General features: G+C 62.6%; 20 protein-coding genes. 1 reads left to right on the top strand and 19 read right to left on the bottom strand.

The window, feature by feature from the left end:
* Positions 1-19: 19 nt before the first annotated feature.
* From U9R61_RS00410 to U9R61_RS00320, 19 genes are all read right to left on the bottom strand, one after another.
* Positions 20-2,188 (bottom strand): hypothetical protein, encoded by a 2,169-nt coding sequence (locus U9R61_RS00410; RefSeq protein WP_322486851.1) that lies wholly within the window; start codon positions 2,186-2,188, stop codon positions 20-22.
* Between the two features lie 94 nt (positions 2,189-2,282).
* Positions 2,283-4,790, bottom strand: coding sequence for a putative baseplate assembly protein (locus U9R61_RS00405; protein WP_322486850.1), 2,508 nt, complete (start codon positions 4,788-4,790; stop codon positions 2,283-2,285).
* Positions 4,787-7,288, bottom strand: a complete 2,502-nt coding sequence (locus U9R61_RS00400) for a putative baseplate assembly protein (protein WP_322486849.1) — start codon at positions 7,286-7,288, stop codon at positions 4,787-4,789. The genes U9R61_RS00405 and U9R61_RS00400 overlap by 4 nt, the downstream gene beginning before the upstream one ends.
* 102 nt (positions 7,289-7,390) lie before the next feature.
* On the bottom strand, positions 7,391-7,741 hold the full coding sequence (locus U9R61_RS00395) for a GPW/gp25 family protein (RefSeq protein ID WP_015940254.1): 351 nt from the start codon (positions 7,739-7,741) through the stop codon (positions 7,391-7,393).
* Positions 7,741-8,061, bottom strand: a complete 321-nt coding sequence (locus U9R61_RS00390; RefSeq protein ID WP_322486848.1) for a hypothetical protein — start codon at positions 8,059-8,061, stop codon at positions 7,741-7,743. Before U9R61_RS00390 ends, U9R61_RS00395 begins: the two co-directional genes overlap by 1 nt.
* Before the next feature lie 98 nt (positions 8,062-8,159).
* Positions 8,160-8,645, bottom strand: a complete 486-nt coding sequence (locus U9R61_RS00385; protein WP_322486847.1) for a phage baseplate assembly protein V — start codon at positions 8,643-8,645, stop codon at positions 8,160-8,162.
* Positions 8,642-9,769 (bottom strand): hypothetical protein, encoded by a 1,128-nt coding sequence (locus U9R61_RS00380; protein ID WP_322486846.1) that lies wholly within the window; start codon positions 9,767-9,769, stop codon positions 8,642-8,644. Before U9R61_RS00380 ends, U9R61_RS00385 begins: the two co-directional genes overlap by 4 nt.
* 6 nt (positions 9,770-9,775) lie before the next feature.
* Positions 9,776-10,072 (bottom strand): hypothetical protein, encoded by a 297-nt coding sequence (locus tag U9R61_RS00375; RefSeq protein WP_322486845.1) that lies wholly within the window; start codon positions 10,070-10,072, stop codon positions 9,776-9,778.
* Between the two features lie 31 nt (positions 10,073-10,103).
* Positions 10,104-10,736 carry a hypothetical protein gene (locus U9R61_RS00370; protein WP_322486844.1) on the bottom strand — a complete coding sequence of 211 codons (633 nt, stop codon included), beginning with the start codon at positions 10,734-10,736 and terminating at the stop codon, positions 10,104-10,106.
* Positions 10,733-11,695 (bottom strand): eCIS core domain-containing protein, encoded by a 963-nt coding sequence (locus U9R61_RS00365; RefSeq protein ID WP_322486843.1) that lies wholly within the window; start codon positions 11,693-11,695, stop codon positions 10,733-10,735. The genes U9R61_RS00370 and U9R61_RS00365 overlap by 4 nt, the downstream gene beginning before the upstream one ends.
* Positions 11,696-11,699: 4 nt before the next feature.
* On the bottom strand, positions 11,700-16,004 hold the full coding sequence (locus U9R61_RS00360) for a DNA/RNA non-specific endonuclease (protein WP_322486842.1): 4,305 nt from the start codon (positions 16,002-16,004) through the stop codon (positions 11,700-11,702).
* A gap of 62 nt (positions 16,005-16,066) precedes the next feature.
* Positions 16,067-16,321, bottom strand: a complete 255-nt coding sequence (locus U9R61_RS00355) for a hypothetical protein (protein ID WP_322486841.1) — start codon at positions 16,319-16,321, stop codon at positions 16,067-16,069.
* 24 nt (positions 16,322-16,345) lie between these two features.
* The gene (locus U9R61_RS00350; protein ID WP_322486840.1) at positions 16,346-18,265 is read right to left on the bottom strand and encodes an ATP-binding protein; all 1,920 of its coding nucleotides are present in this window, start codon (positions 18,263-18,265) and stop codon (positions 16,346-16,348) included.
* Entirely contained in the window at positions 18,262-19,575 is a 1,314-nt protein-coding gene (locus U9R61_RS00345) for a DUF4255 domain-containing protein (protein ID WP_322486839.1), read from the bottom strand. Before U9R61_RS00345 ends, U9R61_RS00350 begins: the two co-directional genes overlap by 4 nt.
* Complete coding sequence (locus U9R61_RS00340; protein ID WP_322486838.1) at positions 19,572-20,357, bottom strand: hypothetical protein; 786 nt, start codon at positions 20,355-20,357, stop codon at positions 19,572-19,574. The genes U9R61_RS00345 and U9R61_RS00340 overlap by 4 nt, the downstream gene beginning before the upstream one ends.
* Positions 20,338-21,036: a hypothetical protein gene (locus U9R61_RS00335; RefSeq protein WP_322486837.1), complete on the bottom strand. Its 699-nt coding sequence runs from the start codon at positions 21,034-21,036 to the stop codon at positions 20,338-20,340. Before U9R61_RS00335 ends, U9R61_RS00340 begins: the two co-directional genes overlap by 20 nt.
* A gap of 68 nt (positions 21,037-21,104) precedes the next feature.
* On the bottom strand, positions 21,105-21,629 hold the full coding sequence (locus U9R61_RS00330; protein WP_066791253.1) for a phage tail protein: 525 nt from the start codon (positions 21,627-21,629) through the stop codon (positions 21,105-21,107).
* 47 nt (positions 21,630-21,676) lie between these two features.
* Positions 21,677-23,224 (bottom strand): phage tail sheath family protein, encoded by a 1,548-nt coding sequence (locus tag U9R61_RS00325; RefSeq protein WP_322486836.1) that lies wholly within the window; start codon positions 23,222-23,224, stop codon positions 21,677-21,679.
* A 109-nt stretch (positions 23,225-23,333) separates the two neighbouring features.
* Entirely contained in the window at positions 23,334-23,552 is a 219-nt protein-coding gene (locus U9R61_RS00320) for a hypothetical protein (RefSeq protein WP_322486835.1), read from the bottom strand.
* 1,140 nt (positions 23,553-24,692) lie between these two features.
* Between U9R61_RS00320 and U9R61_RS00315 the strand changes: the two genes are divergently transcribed.
* Positions 24,693-25,343, top strand: coding sequence for an AP2/ERF family transcription factor (locus tag U9R61_RS00315; RefSeq protein ID WP_322486834.1), 651 nt, complete (start codon positions 24,693-24,695; stop codon positions 25,341-25,343).
* Positions 25,344-25,427 lie beyond the last annotated feature (84 nt).

Here is a 25,427-nt window from a genome sequence, read left to right as displayed (position 1 = left end):
CGAGCTGCGCAGACTGGCGTCACGATGCGAAAAAAACCCCGGCTTCAAGACCCAGCCGCAGATACTCGGCGAGGGCAAGGCGCAAGTTAGCGAGGCGTTGGGTCTGTTGCACGAGATGGAAGACGCCGAGCGCACCGCCGTCTTCAGCACCTTGGGTGATGGCGGCGGGGCACGAGCGAGCCAGTTGCATGTAGGCAGGATGGCCGAACTGGGTGCTGGTGAAGGATGGTGTGACCGAGAGCGTTACGGTGCTGCGTTGGGCGGTGGTGAGAGCAGCGATGGGCCGGTTGCGGGCAACGGCGAAGGCGGCGAGGGCGAGATCGGGTTGGCAGCGGAAGCGGCGCGGCGCTCGCGAGTCGGCGGCAAGAAAGCTGAAGCGGGTGCAACCGATCTGGCGGCGTGCAACCAGTACCCGGCCAAGCATAATGCTTTCAGAGATGAGATCGATTTGGCGCACGCGGACTTCACCGCGCACCGTGCAGTGAATAAAACTGGCCGGCGGTCCGATCCTCTCGCCATTGGAGGCCGCACAGGCGGGCACGGCCGGCGCGAAGGCGTCGAGGATTACATCGCTGGCAATCAGACCATCCGAATCTTCTGCCACATGCACCGCGCCGCTGATGCTCCGGGCCAGTTCGAGGCGCAAATCAGGGTTGGGCGTGGCGGCGTGGATGCTGGGCCGGTTGGGAAACTGGGGGTTGCCGGCAACGTCGAGGCGCCAACCGGGCAGGAGGGTACAGTGGTGGATGGCTAACCGTTCGAGGCTGCCGGCGGCCAGATCGATCCCGCCCTCGATCCAGAAACCATTGAGGGTAAGGGAGGCGCGATCGCCGTTACCGGCAACGCGCAGGCGATCGGTGAGGCGGATGAGCGGGCGCTGGCCATCGGCGGCTTGAATTGCTAGCACCCGGCCGGGAGCCATGGTGATCGCCAGATCTTCGGCGTAGGTGGCGCTGTCGAGCACAGTGATGACGCCGGTGGTCGCAGATGACGCTTGCCACGCCGCAATGGCCGCAGCAAGCGCCGGATGGTCGCCGCCGCCACGTTGGGCAACGGTGAGGGCCAGATCGCCGGGAGCCGCGATGGCGAGCGTGGCGAGGCGGGGATAGGGTCCGCCGCCGATGTCAGCAGCGAAGCCGTAGGTGTAGCTAACCATCAGGTCAGACGGCACAACCCCCGCGGGGAAGGCAAGCCGTCCACGCTGCGGATCAACCGCGACCCGGATCGGCAACGGCTGGTCAGCGTAGGTCTTGCTGGTTGGCGGACGCCGCCAATCACTGAGATCGCAGATCAGGATCTCGGCGGCGGGGATCGGGACAAACTGACCGGTACCGTCGGGGACAGCGATCTGGAAGACGGGACGGGCCGGATCGAGATAGCTGCTCTTGACCGGGCGACCGGCGGCAATGCCGGCACGCACCGCTTCGAGATCGTCGTAGAGAGCGCGGCGGCGCAACGGCAACGGGAGATCGGGTTCGGTCGCAAGCTGGGTAATCACGATCTCGGTGCGGGGGCGATTAAAGAGCGGGATGTCGTTGCCGAGCGGGCTGAAGAAGTAGCGGCCATCGGGCGGGTTACTTACCGGCTGCGGCGAGACGCCTTGCACGGTGTAGGGCTGCAAACGGGATAAAAACAGGCCAAGGTTAGGGATGTTGTAGCGGCCACGGCCAGTTGCGATCCGGCGCACTTCGGCGGTGTGGTTGACGGTTTCGAGCGGGCCGCCGGTCAATTCGAGCGCATTGGCGTTGCGCAACGAGGCGGTAGCCGGGCTATGCAGGCGAACGTGGTTGAGATGCTGGGTAGTTGCCAGCCGCTCGAAATACTCGACGGCGCGGCAAGGCCAGCCGGTGACATCGCGGGCCAACTGTTCGAGCACGGGGGCAGTGCCTTTGCGGCGGCGGTAGCGCAGCGTATTGGCGACATAAGCACGCTGACTGAAATCGGCTACTTCGTGCAACTGACGCAGATGGCGTACCCCAAGCAAATCACCAATATAGGGAACAACCCACTCGGCACAGGTCTCAATGAACCAGTCGTCGTACAAATCACCAATATCGGCTTCGATGCGGGCCAACTCCTCACCGATGATGGTAAGAAGCGCACGTAGTGGCTCGCCGCGCTCGGCATCGCGGGCGCGGTAGAGGGCCGGCAGGAGTTCATACAAACGGTCGCGGGGTGATGGGTTCATAACATTCCTTTGGGGGATATCACCCCCAGCCCTTCTCTCCCACGAGATGAGAGAAGGGACGCTACTGGACCAGTAGCGAAGACCACACTGGCAATCACGGCAGCACCACCTCAACAGCTTGCATCACTAACTCGATCCCGGCGGGATCGATCAGCAGCAATTCGGCTGGGATGATGGCGTGGCCCGTCTGCCGCGCTGGTGAGGCGGCCAACAAGGTGGGATGCGCACCGGTGCGCCCGCTGGTATACGCCAGTTGGTCGAGATCGATGGCGATCACCCCGGCTTGCGACTGCATCACGGCAATCACTTCAGCGGCAGTCACCGGTTGGGCAAAATCGCGCTGAGAGAAGGAGAACGCCGTGAACAGCGCTTGCGCGATGGCGGTTTCTACAGCGGGAGCGAGATAGCGCGCGTCGTAACGGACGGTCGCCTTGAGCCGAAACGTCAGCGGGATGAAACTGGCCAGTTCGACGACCACGGTTGGGTCGCGCACGGCATCGATTGCGTTGCGCAGGCTGGCGAAGAGCGGATCGGATGGCGCGATCGGTTTGCCGCTGGCGCTGGCGAAGGTGAGATGGACAACAAGCTGCTCGCCGCGGCGAAACGCTGATGCCTGCGCCTTGCCGATACCGGCGAAGGCGGCGGCAAAATCGGTAAAATCCTGCAACGAGACAATCCGGTCGAGGGTCAGCACCGTCTGCGGCGCATTGGCGCGTGCGCTCTCCAGTGTTTCCGGATCGGCGGCCCCACTGGCGGGAAGCGGGTTGATCACGCTGCGCACACCGGGCGGGCGGGTCTTGAGCAGGGCAATCGCGCCGGCGCCAACCTCACCCGCTTGACCAATTCCAAACCGGTAGGTCGCGGTCACATTTTCGGCGCCGGTGGGCAAACGCGCGCCGTGGATGCCATCGCCGAACTGCACCGTCGCCGAATGATCATCGTCGAGGCGCACCATATACTGCTCGTGGTGCGGGCCGGCGAGATAGAGCGACAGCGCTTCGCGCCACGCCACGCCATTGACGCGCACGGTCAGTGTCGAGGCAACACCGGAAGGTGTACTGGCCGAAACGTAGGTAAGCGGCGCTTTTTTGAGTTTGAAGCGTTGGTGGGTCTGGCTGCCATCGCCGCTGCCGATCGGGGTTAGGGGTACCGTTTCGCCGTGGGTTGCAGCCACGACATTAGCGTAGATCACCGTCGTAGAACGGATGAGGCGGATCGCGCCCAACCCCTGATCGCGTAGCACGATGGTGGTAAAGCCGGGATTGGGGTAAACCGCCTCGACAAAGACCACCACCGCGGTAGGCTGTTCGTCGCGCTCGTTCACCTTACCGTTGACGATCAACGGCTGGCCCTTGACCAAATCTCGCACCACACCGGCGACCTCGATCCGATTACCAGTGACCGGATCGGGAATTGGCTCTTCGGCCAGCGGCAACGGCTCGCTCTCGGCTAACACCACCGTCTCGCGGCGCTGAAAGCGGGCGATGTTCTCATTCGTGTCAACAGTCAGGCGCGTGACCTGCCCCGAGAGACCAAAATTGGCGACACCCACGGGTTCGTTACCGGTCACGCGGTAGAGTTCGGCGTAGCCGGGAGTAAGCAGCGCCACCCAACTCCCCGGCACGATCGTGGGGTAAGCGGTATCGAGATCGATATGGCGCTGGCTGCCATCGATCGCAAAACCGGGCCATTCGTTGGCCGTGCCGCCATACGCTCGTTTCACCTCTGCCGGCATCAACCGCCAATCAGGCGCGTTGAAGCCGAAACGGCGTGCGCTGCGGCGAAAGGCAAAGGCTTGCGGCTGGGCCGCCGGCAGCATTTGCGGGCGGTCTGAGCCGAGGCCGGGTGCCCATGTGACGACGGTATAACCACCGGCAGCATCAGGAAAGGTCTGTACCGACAACACCCGGCGCAGATCCCAGCGTTCATTGCCGGGATCGCGCTCGCGTTCGGCGCCAACCAGCAGCAGATAATCACCCGCTTGCAAGCGCGTCGCGACGCCAGCCAAATAGAGCGTCGTCACGCCCTTGCTCAGGTCTTGGGGACGAGTGGGGCGCGGACGCAGCGCATTCCACGCCTTGCGGGCAACAAACTCGACGCTAGTCTCGAAAGTCTGCGGCAGTTCACCCTGTTTGGCCGGGATGCTCTGCACTTGGGTCCCGGCAGGGATCACCGTCTGGGCCGGCGAGACGGGCGTGTCGTCGAGGGTAAAAGCAAGGTAGACCGCGGCAGCGACGCCGGGCTTGAGTTCGTAGCCGATCGCGCGGGCCAACTGCAAGACCGAGAAGCGTTCGGTCGCGGTGCGGAGAAAACCCTCGTTGGCGATCCGTTCTTGGTAGAAAGTCAACACATCGGCCAGTGTCGCGGCTGCATCGAGCAAAGCGAGCGACGGATCGGCGGCGTCGCGGGTGGCCAGCGCGGCGAGCGGGCGCTGGCCGGTCGAGCTGGCCTGCTGCGACAAGCGTGCTATCATCCGACGCAAGAACGAGCGGTGTGTACCGAAGCGGTAGCGCACCATAGGTTGGCCAGGAGAGTTCGCATGGGGCGAGGGTAACGACTCGCGCTCGTCGCAACCGCACGGGGATTGTTCGACATTGCTCATGACCCGCCCTCCATGATGAACTCGATCCGGCCATGTTCAGGCCGGTTGGGGTCGTTATCACAGCGGATAATCTCGCGCCGGCCAACATCAAGTTGGCCGTTGGTCAACTCGCCGCGCGGCGGTTTGCCCCAGCGTTGGAAACGCACCCGCGTTCCCGCCGTCTCGATCCAGCGCACACCGGGAATGGCCATCGCGGCGGCAATGATATGGCTGAGGTAGAGCGGTTGGCCAAAGGTGAAGTTGTCGGGGTGAAAAAACTGGCGAGCGCTGAAACGTTCGAGCAGCGCAACCTTGACATTGGCAGCGAAATAGCCAGCCTTGACACAGATCACAAACGCCAGATCGAGCGGCACATAGACCGGCCCGTCAATCTCGATATCTTGCCCAGCCATCCGGTAGCGTTCGAGAAAGGCATGCAGGTCGGCTTCAAACGCCGTATCAACCGGCAAGCCACCACGCCGATCAACGGTAATAAAGATCGTGTACCAGCTTCCCGTCCAGCGCCGAGTAGCCACTGCGCGTTGCACAGCCGGATGACGTTCAGCCATAGCTGCATAGTCGGCAGGAGTCACAGCCCGCTCTTGGCGGCGAAAGGCTTGCGGCGCAGACTGGCGAATCGCCTCAAGCGCCTCCGGCTCGCTGCCGCCGAGGGCCGGCAAGGGGTTACGCACCGCGCGAATACCGCTCTCGTTGGTGACGATGTGGGCTAGCGCATCGGCGCCGATATTGCCGGCAGAGCCACCACCTACCCGATAGTGTGCCACCAACCCTTCGCCGATCACCGGCGCGCGCCCCGTGCGACCATCGCCAAAGCGCAGGAACAGGCGACCGTCGTTCTCCAGTTCGCCGACAAATTCGGTTTGAAAGCGATTGCTACCGAGCAGATCAGGTACTGGCCACCACACCCCAGAGGGACTCGCCAGTTCGACGGCGGGCAGAGTCAGCGCAGGTGCGGCGGCGCTCACCAACCGCGAGGCCGGGGTGGTGCGATCGGCTGGCTCGAATGGCGCGGCAAAGGTCACGTTGGCCCGCGCCAACGCAGGCCGGTAGCGAAGCGGATCGCCAACCGGCGGCAACAACTCGGCGGGGAGGGTCTCGCCGTGATCGGCCAGCACAATATTGCCCAACGCCACACTGGCCGGCTGGCGCGCTGCTCCGCTCTCGTCGCGATCATCGGGCGGCACGAATACCACGGTCAGATCAAGGATGAATGGCAAGACATCTTCTTCCATCCACTCAATCTCGGTCACAGCCACCGGCTGGTTGGATGGCGGATCGGCCAACTGGCCGCCGAGCGGATCGGTCGTCGCGGTGACGCGGGTCAGGCGGACAGCGTGGCGGCGGGTGGGATCGGCATCGGCGCGGTAGCCGGTGATCGGACTGCGCTGCTCGATAAAGGCTAGTACATCGCCGGGATACAAATGCGAGCTAAGATCACCGCGCAGCGTGGCGCGCGTAGTACCGATAGGCAGGCAACAGCCTTCATCACCCCACGTATAGAAGTCGATCAGGTTCAACGCCGGAACAAGGCGTATATCGTGCATTGTCTCGAAGACTAGTGGCTGCTGTTGGCGAGCGAGGGCCAGTTCGGCGGAAGTGGGCAGCAAGCGCGGCGGCGCGCCGCCGACTTTGGTCAGCACGGGGGTACGGGCCGGCAGGGTACATGGCGCATCAACCTGAACCTGCACCCACACCCGCGCATTCGTGCCGTCGTGGGGCGCGTAATCAAGCAAACGCGCGTGGCGGCACAACGACACTCGGCGGCGCGCCGTGCCGAGATAGGCCTCAGTGGCGACCGCGTCTTGATAGTAGCTGAGATAATCGCCGATGTAGGCCAACCCCTCGACAATCGCCACGCCAAGATCGGCTGGATTACGCTCGTGCCAAGCGGGTGAGACGGCAGCTAGCCGGTCAAAGAGCAATTGGCGCAAACTGGCGTAATCGCGAGCCAGATAATTGATCGGCGGTGACTCATCGCGTTCTGGCGGGCAATCGGTAGCCGGAGCGCAATCGAATTCACTGGGACACTCAACTTTGAACGCGAACTCAATATAGCTGAGGATAGGATCAAAGCCGGCAGGCGGACTCGGATCGGTAGGCGAACGGACAAGGCGCAGCGCGTAGGTCGAAAAGTCGCCGGCCTGATCGACTCGCACTACCAAGATGCGATCGGCGGCGGATAACCCATTGTAAAACGTTCGCTCGGCGCTGGTGATGCGCCCGGCGGCAACATCGGCGGGGCTAGCATCAGCGGCGCGCAAAACCCAGCGTACCTTCACGTCGGTGACACGCACACCGCCGGTTAGCTGCACATTGGCCGCGCCGAGACCCCACGGCGCCGGCTTGATCATCTGCACTAGCAGCGTCTGTTGCGGCGGCGCACCGGCAGGCGCGTCGCGATCCAGCACTTCGAGCAGATCGATCCCGTTGAGCGGGATGGCAGACGTGCTCAGCACTTGCGCCCGGCGCGGATTTGCACAGCGGAATTGGATACTCATACTGTTAACCCGTTATTTGATGTTGTTAGCGCCACAGGCGCAGAGAAGACTTGGATAGCAATCGCCAGCGATCCGCTGCCTTCCCTGCGTGAGAAACGCCATTCAGCCGGCCACCTCAACCACCCGGCGCTGCTGAGTACGCTGCACCACATACTGCACCGTCACCCGCAACGTTGCCTCCTCGGACTCGATCGCCACCGCCTCAACCCGGATCACCTCGCCGAGATACTCTTGCAACGCGCCCTGCACCAAGAACTCTAGTGCGGCGGCCAATTCGGGGCTATTCGGCGCAAAGAGCAACTGGCGCACGCCAGCGCCGAAACGAGGCCGGTTCACCCGCTCGCCGGGGGCGGTGAAGAGCAGTTGCTCGATCATCTGGCGAATGTGGGCATCGTCATCGGCGCGCGCCGTGCGACCGCCGCCGTCAATGGCATAAGGAAACGCGATATGCATCATTGCCCCCTGACCCGCATTTGGGTCATCACGATATTGACCGGCGTGCCATTCGGCACACAGGTGGCTTGGCTATCTTGCAACAACACGGGTTGACCGCCGGCGCGCACACGAGTTGCGCCGGTTGTCCATTGAGCGGTCACGCAGGGCATCGGATTCGTGCCGGTCGTGAAGGGACACCCGGCAACCGTATGCGGCACACTGAGCGTCACCACCGCTTGGCCGCCCACTCGCACCCGTGGATTGGGTGCGGTGGCTTGGGCTTGACCACCGTGCGCGCACAGGATGGTCGCGCCAACGTGTAAGAGAAAACCAGGCATGCTGCCACCTCGCCGGTGCTGAAATATCTTCATCCATCCGCCCTCCACTGCGCAAGAGCAGCGAGGGTATGGCTGCCAATCGGTGCGACCACCGATTGTTACGTCACCTCTAACGCGCCGTCGTTGAGCGAAATCTGCGGCCCGGTGAGCTTGATCGAACCGCCTTGGCCGTTCGTGATCTCGATCCCGGTCGCGGTCAGCGCAATCTTGGCCCCGGTCGCCGTCTCAATCGTAATCCCGCCAACCCCCGGCAGTTCGTTGATCGTGATTGTGCCGGCAGCGGTCTTGAGCACCTTCATTTCGGCGACTGCCGGCGAAGCCGGTGCTTCACCAGTTCCCCAGAAACAGCCGCTCCAGATCGGATAGTCGGGATCGCCACCCTCGAACTCAACCCAGACGTTGGCACCGGTGGGTGGGATGAGGAAGAGACCGACACCATTGCCGGCGAAGGGCACGCACGGTATCGCCCAACTAGCCCGGCCCTCACCGAGCACGGCGGGCACGCTCACCTGCACCCGGCCCTGTTGCAGCGGGTCGAGGTTGTTCTCGACCTTACCGCGATATTTCCCGAAAAATTGGCTCATGGCAACACCACCGGCACTGTCGAACCCAACCCTTCACGGGTAAGGGTAAAGCTCTGCTTAAAGCCGTCACGACTGATCTGGTGCTTCACCTGCTTGACGTAGTAAAGACCGTCGTAACTGAAGCCGGCGCCGCGCAAGCCAACCAACCCGCGTGCCTGCAACAGACCGCCGTAACGCGCGGTATCGAGTTCGCCTTCAACGGTCAGCACATCGCTGGAGGCATCGGTCGCGGCTTGGGCTTGGGCTAGCGCCTGCATGGCATTGAGACCCGTGCCGCGGAAGATTGTGCTGCGGGCAAACGAAGCTAGCGCCGGCAGGCTGGCGAGCGGCGGACGGAGACTGGCGAACGAGCGCACCGGGATATTCTGGCCGGTCGTGCGATCCTGCACCTGCCCGGCCAAGGTGGTCGCGGTAAGCGGATCGTGCTGGAAGTTGATCGAGGTCACGTTGGTAGCCTGTCCCATATTGGCCGTCAAGGCACGTTGCGGCACTCCAATGCGCACCGGCGGCCCCCAGTAGGCGGTATTCGTGAGGGGGGCGGGGCCGGGAGCGACGTAGAAGACATACGCAAAGCGTTCGGCCATCTGGCGCAGATAGGCGAGATCGGTCGCTTGTTGCACCGGTGTGCGCTCGATTGGCAGCGGCATATCAACGGTTGGCGGCGGGATAACCAGCGGAATGAGACCATACTGGGCATAGCTGGCAATGATCTTGAGCGCAATAACCGCTTCGGATTGGGCCGTATGCTCAACCGACTTCTCTTCGCGATCCATCGCCACGCTCACATCCTCGCCGGTGATGGTCAACGTCGCCGAACCGGGTTGGTCGCCGGGTTGCAATTGCTGGTTGGTGATCAAACCATCCATCACCACCTGCGGCAACGCGCCAAACCAGACAATCAGGACGATCCGGTTGCCGGTGCGCAGCAGCGGCCCGGCGAGCAAGGCATAATCGAGCAGATCACCACGTTCGCGCCCAAGCTGAAAGACCACTTGAAATCCAGAGCGCCCCTCATCGCGGTGCGTCACCTCGGCGCTGGTAAAAGCAGCGAGCAGCACCGGCGGCGCCGGCGCCGGAATAGTCGGGCCTATCAAGATGGTTAAGCGGGTACTGAGCAGAGTCATCGTATGTTACCCTTCAAAGGTTGGCACCGCCACCCGCAACAACCGGCCAATCTCAGCGGTGAGATCAAACGGATTCAGCGCGTCGTTGGCGTCGCAGATCCGCCAAAACTGTTCGGGATCGCCGAACGCGCGATCTGCGATCAGATCAAGCCGGTCGCCGCCGGTGACTTCGACTTCGGCTAGCAACGGCATCGCCGCGCCGGCGGGCAACAGTCGGCGGCGCAGATAGCCGATCTGGCGGCCATCGGCAGTCGTAAAGGTAGCGGTTGCGATCCGGTAGTAGCGGCTATTGGGATGAAGCATGGCAAGATTCCTTTCTGCGTTGATCCAGCCGTCATAACAGCTTCGCGCCAGCGCCGGCAGCGTCGAGCGAGCCGGTGCGGGCAATGGCCGCCATCGTCTCTTTGACGATCTGGTGGGCGAGGAAGAGATGATAGCCGGGGTTCGCCACCGGCAAGTCGTTGTAGCTGAGCACGCGCAGACCAAGCGAAACGTTGGCCCGGATCGGGTTGAGTTGCGGATCATACGCCTCTTCGGTAATGCTGAACTCGGTGAGGCGCACCGGCAGCACCCGCTTCGGCCCCCAAATAAAGAGGGTGAAGGGTGCTTGCGGCGGGAGAATCTCGATCGTGCCGGCGTTGAGCAGCGCAGTATTGGCGACCACCAGCGCACTCTTGGGATAGATCAGCACCTCGAGCGCCGCCAGTTGCGGATGCAAACCGGTGGTCGCCGCCCCCTGTTCAAGCTGATCGGTCGCGTCGAGTTCGATATCGAGCTTGATCGTCTCAACCGGCGCGCCCTTGATACGCAGCGCATCGGCTCCCTCGCCGCCGGTTTGGGCTTCGAGCGTGCGTGACAATGTATCAGGGTTGTACTGAAACACGATCACCGCCGGCTTGGGGTTGGGCAGATCGAAACTGACCAGCGCACCTTTGAGCAAGCGGGGCGAACGGGGAAACGTAGTCATAGGCTCTCCTCGGCCAACGACGGGCAGTGCAACACTGCGCCGCGAAACGGATCGATCGCATCTTGGGCCGCCTGCGCATCGGCCTGCCATTGCTGTTGCAGCGCGGCGACGCGCTCTTGCGCCTGCTGCATAGCATCGCCGGCATCGCTGCCGGTGACGGTGAAATGCACACTGCGAAAGCGTTGTTCGAGCGTGGCCCGCCATTGCCGGCCAATCCGGCGATGGGCAGCCTCGTGCGCGTCGAGGTCAACGCGCATCGCGTTCCACGCCGCCACCTCTGCGGTGCGGCTAGGGCGTTCGGTCGGGTTCCACTCCGGGCGATCGATCGGGCAATCGACCGTCACGGTTGCCGACGGCATACCGCGTGCAGTGATCCGCACCCGTCCATCGCGCAGCGTCTCGCTCCGGGTTTGCACGCCGCCGTTGAATGCGTAGGTGCAGCGGGTTTCAGCCCAATCTGGCGCATACGGCGAATTGGCGCGCAGCCAATCAACCACCTCGTTGCAGCGCAACGATCCGGGCACACGGTAGCACTGGAGCAGCGGTTGGGCTGGCGCGGGCAACGATCGCAGCGGGCCAAGCGAAGGCGCGCCGGCAGTTGCCCGTTGCTCAGCCTCGGCTTCGAGCGCGGCGACGCTGCGCCCCTGCACACCTTCGGCCTGTTGTACGACATGCGCCAGTTCGTGAGTCAGTAGACGTTGCCCGGCAGCAGTGCGTGGTGCATACTGCCCTGCCCCAAAGAAAATATGCCGCCCAATGGTATACGCCGCCGCGCCGAGCTGAGCGGCCCGTGTCGCCGTAGCTGAATCACAATAGATACGTACACCGCTGAGGTCGTAGCCAAAACGCGGTTCGAGGTGGGCGCGGGTGGCGGGGTCGAGAGGGTGGGCAATGCGACTCGCGCTGGCCCGCAGCGGTTGATCGAGTCGGGGGTGGAGTTGACGAGCAGGTGTAGGCATAGGCCTATCCTCTGAATGATTCTTCATCACGTCGGGGAAAGAGATCGCGTGATCGCTCCGGGTGCTCACCGCCAACTAAACCCTCACGCCGCGCTTGGCCGATGGTAAAAGCCAAACGATGGCGTGGATCGAACGTTTGCTGAAAGATGACTTGATCGCGGCCATCGCTGGTACGGCGACCAACCGTGGCTGTGATTGCTTGGGGGATGCGTTCAAAGACTGGAGCAACGGTAAGTTTCTGCAACGGCGTCAAACCATTAATCTCGGTTTCGCTCAGCAGACGCGCAAACGCATCACCGCCGTAACTAGCATTGACATCGGCATAGATCGCCTCACCGGCATCAACGTGCGTCTGCACTCGTGCTTCAAAGGCGCTAAACCAACTGCGATTCATGCGCGTTTCCATGGGCACTAAGTTACGCCAACTACCATCGCCGCCATAGCGACTGGCAATGAGGTGACCAGCATCAAAACGAGCATTGATGATGACACCTTGGGCTTGCAAATCTGTAATTGCTCGATTGAGCGGCTCTGATACACGGGCTTGATCTTCAGGTGCGCGGTGCGCCTTCTGACCGAGCCAACCATGTGCGCGCCGCGCCCGATCACCTTGCGGGTTGTACTGAATGTGGCCCGGTGTGAAATCACGTGGCACGCTGCTGGCCCAAACCATCACACCCGACAACACCGCAATAAGCTGGTCGAGCTGGCGTTGGATATTCTGCTCTGTTGGCAAACCCGTCCCGCTAACACCTTGCGCTTGCGCTGCGCGGGTAGCTGCCTGAGTTTGCTGCGTTTCGACTGTGGTAGACAGTTGGCGAGCCTGTACAAGCTGCCGGCTAAGATGTGTTTTGTTGGGGCTATCGGGCAACACCTGAATCCGTTGCGCCAAATCGTCGGCGAAACGGTCAAAGTCTTGTTCATCGCTGGCCACTGACATAACTGCTCGCCGGTTGACAATACGCACATAGAGGTGGTGTTGGCCGGCAGCGGTGAAGGGAACTGCCAATGCTCCCGCCTCCCGCACCGGTGCCGTTTCCGCCGCAGCCCGGCGCTCCGCCCTGCCCCCTCTGAACATATTCCGCATCCGGTCGATCAACCGGTCGAGCGCACGATCAACCACCCCGCGCACCCGCTCGATGATCTCGCGTACTTTGGCGCCAACGTTACCCAAACCGAGCAGGCGAGCCAGTAGGTCAATCGCCAGCGGCAGCAGACGAGCCAGTACCTCTTCTACCCGCTGCGCCGTCGGTTGAATGATGCCGTGGGCAATGTCGCTGATCGCATTGACTATCGTTTGCACGACTTCGATGATCCGCGCCAGTTGATCGTGCAGAAAGGTGAAGAGGTTGTAAGCGGCCAGAATGAGATTGACAATCGCACCCACCGGGTTGAACATTGTAGCCAGTCGGGTGATCGCTGCCATCACGATCCGTTCGATCAGAAAACTCTTAATGCTGTCGAGCACCAGATCGCGCAGAGTAGTCAGATCGTCACGGATTCGCTGCCAGAGTGCATCCCAGCCGCCTTCAATCAATGTACGCAAGTAACCGGTGACAAACTCGATAACTTCGACGGACCGTTCGCCAATCAAGCGCACCGCTCGCTCGCGCAGCCGTTCCCACGTCAGCCCAAGGATCTGCTGGATGAGGCTCAGCACTCCCATCAGGTCGAAACGTTCGGGCAGCGTGATCCCCGCCCCGCCAAGCGCGCCGGTGAGCCAGCCGATGATGCCGGCCTGCAAGTGGGCGAGGAAGTTATCGGCGAAGCGGCGCACCCCGTTGAGGAAGGCATCGACCAGATGGCCGACAAACCCGCCCGGATCGTCGAGAATGAGCTGGAAGGTCTCCTGCGCCCGCCCGATGAACTGGTAGAAGGTTGCGGGATCAATCCCGGCCACTTTCAGCACTGCTTCGAGCGCCATGCGCGCGAGCGCCGCCCAATCGCCGGTCAGCACCGCTTGGGCAATGCTGAGCGCCACGTTGATCGCGGCTTGATAGACATTGATAATTGCGTTGAGACCGGCGCGTAGCCCTTCGACCAACGCGGCGATGCCGGCTTTGAGGCCCTCGGCGGCGGCAGTGACCACACGCTGCGCAAAGACGACCGCACTGTCGATGGCGGCATTGAGCCGCGCTGCCAGTTCAGGGAAGATGCTGCCGATGAGGGTATCAACCAGCCCTTTCAGCAGTTCGCCGAACGCGGCGATCAGGCCGTTGACAAAGGCGGCAGCGGCGTCAATGATCCGCATCGCCAGCGCTTTGGCCGCATCGAGGATCGCGTTCACCGCGCGCCGCACAGCGTCGAAGATGGCGCCGATCGCACTGGTGAGGGCAGCGAAGGCGTCGCGCACGAAATTGACCGCCCGATCCCACCAACTCTGCTCTGTGGCTGCGCGTTCGGATCGCTGCCGTTCCGCTTCAGCCTGCCGCTCGCCATTGGCCACCTCGGCGCGGGCATCGCGCTCTGCCGCTTCGTAATGCTGTTCGATCTGCGCTTCATCGGCGCGCACCCGATCGTCGATCGCGCGCCGGCGACTAGTCCGTTCAGTCGTTGCTTGCTGCTCGATATCGGCAACGGCATCGCGCTGCGCCGCCAGCGTCTCTTGCCGCGCATCCTGAATCTGCGCGCGAGCTTCGATCACGCCAGTCCGCTGCTGTTCGTCAGCGCGCGTCGATTGTTCCTGCGCCTCGGCCACCGCCTCGGCCACCGCCTCGGCCCGCTGCTGATCGCGTTCGGCACTCGCTTCATCCGCCTTCATGCGCGCTTCAGCCAGACTAGCTGCCATCGCTACCTGTTGCTGCTGATCGAAGGCAGTCTGCACCTCCGGAGGCAACCCCATTTCAAGGTACGCTTGCGGTTCAGCAGGCATTGCCGGCGCGGCGATCTCCGGTTGGGTCAGTTCACCCACCGGGTACGCTTCAGCGAGCGCAATCGGTTGGGCCTGTTCCGGCCCCGGCCCATTGATCACCGCCTGCGCCGCCTCGTCGCGCATCTGGCGCGACTGCGCAACACCTTCACTGATCTGTTGGTCGAGTTGCGCCGGGTCAGCGCCGCCGGTCAACGGAACCTGCGGCGGTGCGCCGGGAGAGGTCGCTACATTGGTATCGCTGGTTTGCACTGCGCGCAGATGCGTGGCAAGGCTAGCGGCACGATCATCGGCCTCGCCGCTCATCAACCGCGAAACATCGGCAGTGACGCGATCGTTGGCCGTGTAGCGACCGGGATCAGGGGTTGGCGGCAATTCGACCCGCGGCACTGCGTCTGCAACATCGAGATCGAGCGGGCGGGCATCTGGTGCGCCAACGGCCAGCGGCGGCGACGTTTCAACCTGTGTCGTGAGTTGAGCATGTAGATCGGGCAGTCTGGCGCTAAATGCCGTCTGTTCCGCCTTCGCCAGCCGATTCGTCTCACTGCCCAGCGTCGCGGCGTGTTGTGCCTTCACCGTCGGCGGCGCAGCAGCAAAGGCGGCCATGAAGGCTTCCGGTCCTTCGGCAGCGGTAAGCGCCGCTGCAGCCTGCGCTTGTGCAGCTTGTTGCGCAGCGATATCGGCTGCGCTCACGCCGGGAGCCGGCGGCGGCGGCAACTCGAACGGCGGTTGATCTGGTTCGATGGCCGGTGGCGGCAAGCTAGCCAGCGCAGGCTGCGATTCGGGGGTTGGCGGTGCAACGGTTTGCGCCGGCGGGGCCGGGGCCGGTTCGCGTTCGGCGACGCGGCGGAAGGTCGCCGCCGCCGGTTCATCGGTTGGCGGGGCCGGGGTGGTAGCGCGGCGCAAGGCGACGGCTGCCGGCGGCAAGGTCGTGGTCACGGCCAAGGAAGGTGTGAGCAGGGTATCGATCACGCGCTGCGCCTGTGCGGCCAGCGTTATCGCCTCGCGCTCGGCAGGTGCGGTGGCGGGGACAATCGGCGCCTCGTGCTGCACAGCGCCATCCTCCGACCGTCCCGCTACCTCACCCGCAATCGCTGCTTCGGCAGGGTGCGGGCCGATGGCTCGTGTTCCACCCTTCATCTGCAACACATGCACTACCTCGTGCGCGACCAACTCCAGCGGCGGGTGCGGATCGGCGAGGAAGATTGCACCCTGATGGGTGAGCGCCTCGGCATGCAAGAGGGCCAGCGCCGCTTGCGCCGGCGGTCCGGCGTAGACGGCGATCTGATCAAGCCGGCAGCCAAAGCGCGCTGCGAGGGCTTCCCGGTGCGGCAACACAATCGCCGGTTGCGCGGCGGCTTGCGCGAGCAAGGCCGCCACATCGGCAGCGCGAGCCGGTACAGAAGCGCGGGTTGGTTTGCGCACAGTGATGTTGATCATAGCTGTTTGTGTACTGCAGAGAACGCTAGGGCTTGTATGGGAACCTCTCCGTCTCACGACCGCTACTGCCACCCCCGGTAGAGCGCCAACGCGATCTGCTGGCCGATCCGCTCAGGCCGCACCCCCGGCGCTAACCGGAACGCGCCGCTGTCAAGCGTCTCGATTGCGCCGGCGCTGCTCAAGCCCGCCGGTATGCCCTCTTCCGCCAGCAACCGGCTCAACTCCGCGACCAGCGCCGCTCTGACGCGCTCGCGGTCGATGACCCCAAAGCCGATCAAGGCGATTTCCGCAATCTCTATCTCTATCGTAACCGCCATCGCACACCCCATCGGTAGCCGTCGCTAACACCCCCACCCCCGCAATTCTGTCTCGGTCAGCGGTTTGTCCAATTTGGTGTATTCGCTGTGCGCCGCACTCAAGATATGGCGCATCCCGACCGGTTCGCCGGCATCAGCGGCAAGAAAAGCGGCATTCAAGGCGATGCTGCGAATGTTGCCGCCGGCCAGATTCAACTGCGCCAGCCGTACCCAATCCAACCCGGCCAGCGGCGTGGCGGGCGGGAAGACCCGCTGCCAGATGCGCCGGCGTTGCGCCGCATCGGGGAAGGGAAAGTTGATAATAAAGCGAATACGGCGCAAGAAGGCGGTGTCAATCGCTTGCTTCATATTGGTGGTGAGAATAGCCAAACCGCGGTACGCCTCCATCCGCTGCAAGAGGTAGCTCACTTCGAGGTTGGCGTACCGGTCGTGACTATCTTTCACTTCGCTGCGCCGGCCAAACAGCGCATCGGCTTCGTCGAACAACAGAATCGCGCCCCCGCCTTCGGCAGCGTCGAAGATGCGACGTAGATTCTTTTCGGTCTCGCCGATGTATTTGCTCACCACCGCACTTAGGTCGATGCGGTAGAGATCGAGCCGCAACTCGTTGGCTAACACCTCAGCAGCCAACGTCTTGCCGGTGCCGCTTGGCCCCGCAAAGAGAGCGCTAATCCCCAACCCGCGTTCGCCGCGCTGGCCAAAGCCCCACTGCTCGTACACCCGCACCCGTTGGCGCACGTGCGCTACCATTTGGCGCAGCGTTGCCATGTGCTCGTCCGGTAACACCAGATCGTCCCAACCCGCCGCCGTTTCAATCCGCTGGGCCAACCCATCGAGGCGGAGGCGAGCTTGCCCGCGGCAGGCTTCCCACCAATCGGCGGCAGAATCGGTCGTGACCGCCAAGCCGGCAGCGCGGATGGCGTTGGCATTGAGGGTGAACTGGGCCAGCAGCGGTTCAAGTTGGCCGTTGAGGGCCAGACTGCGTTCACCCAGTATTTGTTGCCAGAGCAATCGTTGCTCGGTACGATCGGGTTGCGGCACATCAACCCGCACGATCAGCCGGTCGCCGGACGGCAGCGGATCGGCGCTTGCCAGCAACACCATGCCCTGTACCCGTTCCAGCCACCCAAGCCACGCTCGCGACGTGTCGCCGTCGTCCACCGCGACCAGTGCCAGCGCGCCGCTCAACGCCGCTTCTCGCTCCCACAGGCGGGCCAACAACGCTTGCTCGGCAGGGCCGGCGGGCACATCTTCGGCCCGCAGCAGGTACACTGCCCGCCCCAGTCGCTCGCCAATCGCAGCGGCAAGCGCCTGCCGACTGAACGAATCGCTGCCGCAGATCTGCACCGGCGGCGCAGGTTGCTCTTCCCACAGCGCCGCAATCCGCTCCACGAGTTGCCGATGCGAGGCCGGCAACGCCACTGCCGGCTCGAGCAGGCACACCAGCGGTTGCAAACGCCGGTCAAGCGTCGCCACACCGAGCAGGTAGTGCAGCACCCGCTCGTCGATCCGTAGCGGCGCAGTCGCAAGCGGCTCACTCTCGGCCAGCTCAATCAGTCGCCAGTGGCGAAGCGGCGCCGTCGGCGTCACCGCGCTCCAATGGGCAGCGGGCAGCACCGCCAGCGCCAACCCGATGGTTGGGCGAGAGCGGTACGGATCACCCTGCGCTGTGGCACAGAGCGTTGCTAAACCACTATCGAGTTCCACCCCCGCGCAGAGCAGCAGCAGTTCAGTCTCGAAATCGGTCAAGCCAAAGATGATGCGCACCCGCTCGATCGCCGGCAGTGCGGGCAACGCAGCGCGGGCAGCGGCAAGGGTCTGCCCGGCCTCGCGCAACCCTGCTTCGTCGCGCTCGCCGGCCAAGCGCCGCTTGATCACGTCAAGCGCCGCACTCAGATAACGCTGGTTAGCTGTCACCCAATCGATTGCCGTGGCCGTGCTCATGGGATGATCACCGTTGGCCCGCTAAACCCGCTTCCACTTACGTCAAGTTGACTTTCGGCCCCGTCTACCCGCACCCGCACCAGATAGGTTCCCGCCGGCACGATGTCCGTCGTGAGCGTGAGCGTCGCATCAGTATCGTTGGGTGGAGGCACCGGTGCGCGCGCCGGCAGCGGCAACGCGAACGAGCGCGGTGGCCGGTTGGCCGGCGGCGGCGTCTCGTCGAGCAAGAGCATCACCCGCTGCTGTTTGCCTACCGGCGGCGTGAGGGTAAAGGTGAGGGTGACATTACCGTTGCCATCACGCGGGCCGGCAGTGGCACTGACCATTGGCGACAAGATGAACGCTGCCACGTTTGACTCCACCCCGCGGTGTGGGGTAGGCGGTGTGCCAAGTTGCAATCGGTGAACGACTTGCACTGTCTGTACTCCAGCCCGCAACGTTGTCGGTAAAGGGATAATCATCTGCGTATCAGTAATCTGATCCGGCGGTACCGCCACTTCGGTCTCGCCAAGCCGGATCACGACATCGTTACCGCGCAACTGCTGGCCACGGATCACCAACCGGTAACCGGGCAAGATCGGCTGCTGGAAGCTCACCGGATCGTTTGCGGTGCGTTGTGAGCCGAGTTGGGTGATACGCGGCTGGCTGAGCGGCAGCACATAGAGATTGCGCCGGCGCACCGGCAGCGCCTGCCGGGTAGGCCGCCGGCTCTCGATCAAGACCACCGATGCTTGGTAGGCCACGGTAGGCCGGTACGGTGATTGCATGCTCGCCCAAATCTGTGAGACCTGCTCGAGATTCAATGGTTCAGGTGTAATTTTGATCTGTTCGATCTGATCGGCGAGATCGGCAGCCACTAGACTGGCGCGGGCCGATCCCGGCAACGCAACGCCACTGACCGGCGTAGGTGGAGCCAACGCAATGCGGATAGCATCGCGGGATAGCACCGGCGTCTCATGCAAGAGCTGCATCGCATACCCCAGCAACAGTTCGGCCAGATAGTCTTGGTCGGTGTAGGCAGTCAGCAAATAGTGCAGATCGAGCGCCAGCGGCGGATCACTGATCAGCTCGCCGCGTCCCGAACGCGACGGCAAACCGTGGTTGCGCCAACCTGAGTTGTAGCTCACGTGGTAGAGAAAGAGGTTGAGTTGGCCGCTATTAGGAGTAAAGGCGGCAAGGGCCTGCGCCGGCGCCAAGACGCTCACCGTCACCTCACCGAGCGCGCCGGTGAGGTCGTGGTCGATCAGACCATCTTGCAGCAGATCGCGCAACACGGCAGTGACTGCGGCAATCGCCAGCGCATTGCTCATCGCGTTCCTCCCTCGCGCCGACGCAGATACTCGTCAAGACTGACCCTTGGAGCCTGCAGTTGCGGGCGGGGACGCGATGGCGGTGGCGACGATACGGCACGCACTTCCACCCGCCCGATGTTCACAGTGATACGTGGCGGATGCGGTGGCGCGACCGGTTCGCGCGGCGGCGTCACCGGTTCGCGCGGCATAACCGGCGCCGGCGCTCCCGATTCGCGCGGCGGATCTGATGCGCTGGCCGGCTGAAACGAAATGACAGACGCCGGCGACGCGGCAGCAACGTCCGGCAGCCGCGGTGGATTAACGGCGTTGGCCGGTGCCGGCAACCCGCGCAGATCGACGAAACCTGCCAGACTCGCCGGCGCAGTGCGCTCGCTGTTCACCTCGCTCACGCCAAGATCAGGCGAGATACGTTCCGGCGCAGCAGGCGGGGGCGTCGATGGACGCCGTAGCTCGCTGCCGGTGGTTGGTGGTGGCCCCCACGCCGGCAGCGGAGCTACAGGCAACGGCGGAACTTGCCGGCGTTCAACCGGCGGGATCACGCTGGCCAGCGGTACGGGAGATGGCTCCACCCGCACCGGCGGCGACCCCGGCGTGACCTGATCACCCACCTGCACCGGCGGCGACCCCGGCGTGACCTGATCATCCACCTGCACCGGCAGCACGGCCACCTCACCGCCGAATGGCGTAACCGGCTCGAACCGGACCGGCAATCGCGGTTGCACCGCCCCAGCCAGCTCGCCGAAACTGTACGCCAGCAGGTTAGCCAGCGAATCGTTCATCGTTCACCATCTGCAAATACAAGGCGCGACGTTGCGGGCTCAGCGCCAGAATCTCGCTCTCGCGCCAGCCGTAGGCGCGCGCCAGCGTATGCACATCGCGCAACAACCGCCGCGCCCACCGATCCAATTCTTGCCAGACAAATCCGGCGACATCGAAGGGCGCGGCCCAGGTGTGGCCGCAATCGGGACAAGCCAACTCAATCCGCAGATCGAGCAGCGGATCGGCGTCCGCCATCGCAGTCGCCACCGCCGCCAATGTCTCATCAGACAGCATCGCCGGCGCATCGATCAAACAGCGTTCAATCAGGCAGCGAATGGCAGCCGGGCCGGGTGGCAACCCCAGCAGATCAGCGCTAGCCGGTAGGCGAAAGGCGAGTTGTTGGCCGCCAACGTCAAGCTGTTGCACCACCGTTGCCGGTGCTAACGCGCGCAGAGCTGTCGTCGCCAACGCAAACTCTAACCGGGCGGCACAGGCCGGGCAGACCGCAACACACTCCATCTGCGCGCCAAACAGCCATTCCCGCACCAGCAACAACAAACCATGACGCGCGCCCACCGGCAACTCGGCGACGGCTGTCTCTGGGAACAGCGGCGCCAACAACGCCAATGCCCGCGCGAGCGGCGGTTGCGCCGCGCCTGCTTCCCAAATGTCAAGCAACGTCGCTGCGGAAATGGCCATCTTTCACCTCATGAACGCAACGGCGCCAAATGCGGGATGGGCATTGAATCAGCGCGCCCCTTCCCTGCTTACTGCGGTTCAGTGAAGCTCGGCTCGTCCGGCTCGCCAAGAGCGTAATCGCGTTCCCAACCCTCATTCTCCAGCTTGATGCTCTGGATGGCGACCGCATTGGCGTTGGCGTCAAGCTCAGGCAGAGCCTGATACTCCGATACCCAACAGCGATAGACCCGGTAGGCGATAGCCAATTGGCCGGCCTCGTTGTAGACCTCAATAATGATGTCTTTACGAAAATCCTTCAGCGAGACTTCGGCTCCTAGTCCAGAACCGTAATTCCAGACCTTATTCGCCCACTTCTCAAATTCGGTGTCGTGCGTCACACCCCGCTCAAGCGTGATCGGTTCGTACTTGGTGCGTCCCGGCGACTTGCGCACATTGCTCGCATCGCCGCCCTCCCGATGCTCGACCACCTCGGTAGTACGTTTCAACGCCGACACCTTGCTGATCCCGGCCACGTATCGGCCATCCCACTTGATCCGGAACTTAAAGTTCTTGTAAGGATCGAACCGCTGCGCATTTACGCTAAACTGAGCCATACGCTATTCCCCCTGTACGGGCGCAACGTGTTGTGCCCTCGCTTGCCTTATTCCACCTGCCCAGCCAACTGCTGAATCTTGATAATCACAAACTCAGCCGGCTTGAGCGGCGCAAAACCAACCACGATGTTCACCACACCCATATTGATGTCGGTCTGGGTCGTTGTCTCACGGTCACACTTCACCAGATAGGCTTCGCGCGGCGAACGGCCCTGAAACGCGCCTTGCCGGAAGAGGGTCTGCATAAACGCGCCTACGTTCAGCCGGATCTGAGCCCACAGCGGCTCATCGTTTGGCTCAAACACCACCCATTGCAGACTGCGGTAGAGCGTCTCTTCGATAAACAATGCCAACCGGCGCACCGGGATGTACTTCCATTCCGAAGCCAACTGGTCAGTGCCGCGATAGGTGCGCGCTCCCCAAACCACATTGCCGCTCACCGGGAAGGTGCGCAGACAATTGACGCCAAGCGGGTTGAGTTGGCCCTGTTCCCCATCAGTCAAATTGACCGCCAGCGCTCGCACGCCAAACAGCGTCGCGTCCTGTCCTGCGGGAGCCTTCCACACCCCGCGTTGGGCATCGGTGCGGGCAAAGACGCCGGCCACCGCACCGCAAGGCGCAAACTCTTCCAGCCGGTTCTCGCGCAACGGGTCGGGAATCTGCACTCGCGGAAAATAGATCGCCGCATGATCGTCACGCGCCACTGCTGCGCTAAACGTGCCGATCCCCCCCACCGCCGCAGCGATGCTCCGCCAGTCCGATGGCGCATCGATAATCAAAAACGCACGCTCGTCGCGACAAAAACGCAGCGCCGCCGTCCACACCGATTCGGTGACATCGGTATCACGGGTAAAGGGCGGAATACAGAGCAAATTAAAGAGAGCAGACTTGCGCAACGCATACATGCCGGTCTTTGCATCGAAATCACCTAAATACTGGGTGTGGGTCAATGCGCTCCCATCCGTACCATTCGTTGCCGGCGCAGCATCGGCTACAACTGCTGGCCGCACCGTAGGAAAGGCGCCGGGATGCGGATCAGGCACGCGCAACAACAGCGACTCTTGGGCCAGCACCGTACCGACATAGCGCGGTGCCACCGGATTGATCGACACATTGCGAAACGTCTCGCGTCGCACCGCCTGCACCGGATTCGTCCCCGGAATAATCTCGACGACGGTCAGATTAAACTCATCGGGTTGCAATGGTTCGCGGGTCGCATGGTCAATGCTGATCCGCAAATGGTTACCCCACGCGCCTTCGTTGCTGGCATCCAGCGTCAGATTATCGGTCCCGCTCGCGGGCGAAAGATTGAAACGAGCCGCAGTCGCGCCATTGATCAGGCGCACAATCACGGCATCAGTGCCGCCGTTGAGGACGAAATGCTGCACCGCATAACTCATCGTGCTCGCTTCCCACAACCCGCCAAAGAGCCGCTCGTAATCGCCAAAGTTTTGGATCCGCACCGGATCATGCACCGGCCCGCGCCGCGCCCGCCCGACAAAAGCGGTAATCGACGTCGCCACCCCGGTGATCGTGCGCACACCACTCGGAACCTCCTCAATGTAGACACCCGGATACGACAAAGTGACCGGCATACTGTTGCTCCTTGCGATAGCCCGAAAGGTATTGTTCGTCCGGCGCCATAGATAATGGCAGCGTAACCCGATTGCGAGGAGGTGTCATGCTGCCGTGGGCAATGGCAGTCTACGCTGCATCGCGCCCGATCAGCACCTCAACCGTCACCGGCTGCGCCGTTGGGTTGGAAAAAGTAAAATCGAGATTGGCCGTGCCTAGCCGCGCTACTGCCCCGGTGCCGATCAGCAGATATGGGCCGTCGAGTGTGACTGAGCTACCGCCATCGACGGTATAAGTCAATGGCGGCGTTGCATCATACCGGCTCGCCGAAATTAAGACAAAGCGCACCGTACCGCCGCCCGACGGCGCAGCGAAATTGGCTTGGCCCGGTGTAGCGCCGCTAGCCGCCGCGATCTACACTTGGCCTTTCAAATAAACATCAACCGGCAGCGTCTGAGATTCGGTCTTCCGCGGCCCCCTCCGGGCACAGCCACGCTCAGCGTCCATTGAATACTTTCCGTCATACGCAGCCCTCCTCGCGCACACGTCACAGCGAACCACAAGGCATCGGCGGGCACTACCTGAAAGGTATCAGGCGGATATCAACTTGGCTGAAGCGTGACCGAGAAAAGGAGAAGGAAGGGGAATGGTGAGAGAGTTGTGATCAGCGGCGAGCCTTCTCGGTGGTTAAGATCGCTCTTATATTATAGCAATGCTGTCAAGATATCAAACTTCAGTGCGTGTGCCTTATTGCAAAGAACGTCACCTCAGCGCTTATTTTGCAACCAAGTTGATGTCATTGCGAGCCGCAGAAGGGCCATGCTGCGCATTGCCCGGCGCGGCGAAGCAATCTCCTGCTTTAGCGCAGGTCATGCCTCAGCGGGTTGCTCCCGTGCTCGCAGGAGATTGCTTCGGTCGGGCGGCTCCAGCGCGGCTAGAGGCCGCCACTCCCTCGCAATGACAACAGAGGAGGGGAAATTGCTGCGGGCGCTGCGCTCCCTTGCAATGACATGAAGTGAGCGCCCCTCACCATAACATGGGCGGCGGCGGTCCATCTTCTCAACGTTCAACATCTCGCAATATAAGCTCCTATATGTTACGCCTATAAGCGAAGCTATACCAATTACAATTGTGCAAAGCTACAACTTATATTTCCAAATATTGCCCGATCTCGACCAATCTCGCTTGATCTCACGCCGGCATCGCCCCGTGCGCCCAACAGTTGTTCACCACCTGACAGTTGAACAGGGAACTTTCATCTTACTGGTTTTGTGATAAAAACCACAATTTTATCCGAAATTGTGCATTTTATCACGATCATTTGTTGTCAAATCAGACGCTCTATCCAACCAAATTTGTACTTTTTTGCCCAGTATTACTGTGCAGTCAGTTGACAAAATGTGGTATGATAGAAAGCGGAGGTTTCAACCTTCGAGGCAATCACTAATCGTACAAATGCGACCACGTTTTCAAAAGGAGCAATCAGCAATGCCCCGCCGACACGCTGTCCGGCCGGCTAATCTGCCGGCTATCGAGCCGACAACTGCTGCGGAGGAAGCAACGACGCTGCCCGCAACCGACGATCCGATGGCCGTACTACGCTACGAGCCGCTCCCTGATCTCGACCCGGAACAGGCGCGCCGACTGCTCTCCACCCCTGTCGAGCAGCCTGTGGCCGAGACGAAGAAGCTGCCGGCTCGTCTTCGCCCCAAGACCACCAAGCACAAAGGGATTACCCGCATTGATCACCCAGCTAAGCGCACCTTTGGCTATTTTGTGCGCGTGACGTGGAACAAGCAGCGCCGGAGCAAGTTTTTCTCGGATTCGGTGTATGGCGACCGGCTAGCCGCTTTGGCTGCCGCTATCGAGTGGCGCAACGCCACCGAGCGCGAGCTGGGCAAGCCACGCACCGAGCGGCAAGTGATTGGCGTTTCCCGCACCAGCACCGGCATTGTTGGCGTGCGCCGCACGATCAAGGATGGCCGCGAGGTCTACGAGGCGACGTGGCGCGATGGCAACCGCATCCGCCGCACTTCGTACTCGATCGCCAAGCACGGCGAGCGCCGCGCCCTCGCTCTCGCCCGCCGCGCCCGCGAGAAGTATGAGCGGATGCGCCAGCGCACCCCCACCGGCGACTGATCGCGCGCGTCTTTGTTGATTGCTTCCCAGGCCCCTGCGCTAGTGCAAGGCGCAGGGGTTCTGTTTGCGCTGGCAACGGTTACT

Source organism: Chloroflexus sp. (assembly GCF_034431535.1).
GTDB lineage: Bacteria > Chloroflexota > Chloroflexia > Chloroflexales > Chloroflexaceae > Chloroflexus.
The sequence above is the reverse complement of the archived record's forward strand: the minus strand, read 5'-3'. Positions and strand labels throughout refer to the sequence as shown.

Coding starts and splice junctions, on each gene's coding strand:
- U9R61_RS00410 (WP_322486851.1), bottom strand. CDS start 2,188: ATGAACCCATCACCCCGCGACCGTTTGTATGAACTCCTGCCGGCCCTC.
- U9R61_RS00405 (WP_322486850.1), bottom strand. CDS start 4,790: ATGAGCAATGTCGAACAATCCCCGTGCGGTTGCGACGAGCGCGAGTCG.
- U9R61_RS00400 (WP_322486849.1), bottom strand. CDS start 7,288: ATGAGTATCCAATTCCGCTGTGCAAATCCGCGCCGGGCGCAAGTGCTG.
- U9R61_RS00395 (WP_015940254.1), bottom strand. CDS start 7,741: ATGCATATCGCGTTTCCTTATGCCATTGACGGCGGCGGTCGCACGGCG.
- U9R61_RS00390 (WP_322486848.1), bottom strand. CDS start 8,061: ATGCCTGGTTTTCTCTTACACGTTGGCGCGACCATCCTGTGCGCGCAC.
- U9R61_RS00385 (WP_322486847.1), bottom strand. CDS start 8,645: ATGAGCCAATTTTTCGGGAAATATCGCGGTAAGGTCGAGAACAACCTC.
- U9R61_RS00380 (WP_322486846.1), bottom strand. CDS start 9,769: ATGACTCTGCTCAGTACCCGCTTAACCATCTTGATAGGCCCGACTATT.
- U9R61_RS00375 (WP_322486845.1), bottom strand. CDS start 10,072: ATGCTTCATCCCAATAGCCGCTACTACCGGATCGCAACCGCTACCTTT.
- U9R61_RS00370 (WP_322486844.1), bottom strand. CDS start 10,736: ATGACTACGTTTCCCCGTTCGCCCCGCTTGCTCAAAGGTGCGCTGGTC.
- U9R61_RS00365 (WP_322486843.1), bottom strand. CDS start 11,695: ATGCCTACACCTGCTCGTCAACTCCACCCCCGACTCGATCAACCGCTG.
- U9R61_RS00360 (WP_322486842.1), bottom strand. CDS start 16,004: ATGATCAACATCACTGTGCGCAAACCAACCCGCGCTTCTGTACCGGCT.
- U9R61_RS00355 (WP_322486841.1), bottom strand. CDS start 16,321: ATGGCGGTTACGATAGAGATAGAGATTGCGGAAATCGCCTTGATCGGC.
- U9R61_RS00350 (WP_322486840.1), bottom strand. CDS start 18,265: ATGAGCACGGCCACGGCAATCGATTGGGTGACAGCTAACCAGCGTTAT.
- U9R61_RS00345 (WP_322486839.1), bottom strand. CDS start 19,575: ATGAGCAATGCGCTGGCGATTGCCGCAGTCACTGCCGTGTTGCGCGAT.
- U9R61_RS00340 (WP_322486838.1), bottom strand. CDS start 20,357: ATGAACGATTCGCTGGCTAACCTGCTGGCGTACAGTTTCGGCGAGCTG.
- U9R61_RS00335 (WP_322486837.1), bottom strand. CDS start 21,036: ATGGCCATTTCCGCAGCGACGTTGCTTGACATTTGGGAAGCAGGCGCG.
- U9R61_RS00330 (WP_066791253.1), bottom strand. CDS start 21,629: ATGGCTCAGTTTAGCGTAAATGCGCAGCGGTTCGATCCTTACAAGAAC.
- U9R61_RS00325 (WP_322486836.1), bottom strand. CDS start 23,224: ATGCCGGTCACTTTGTCGTATCCGGGTGTCTACATTGAGGAGGTTCCG.
- U9R61_RS00315 (WP_322486834.1), top strand. CDS start 24,693: ATGCCCCGCCGACACGCTGTCCGGCCGGCTAATCTGCCGGCTATCGAG.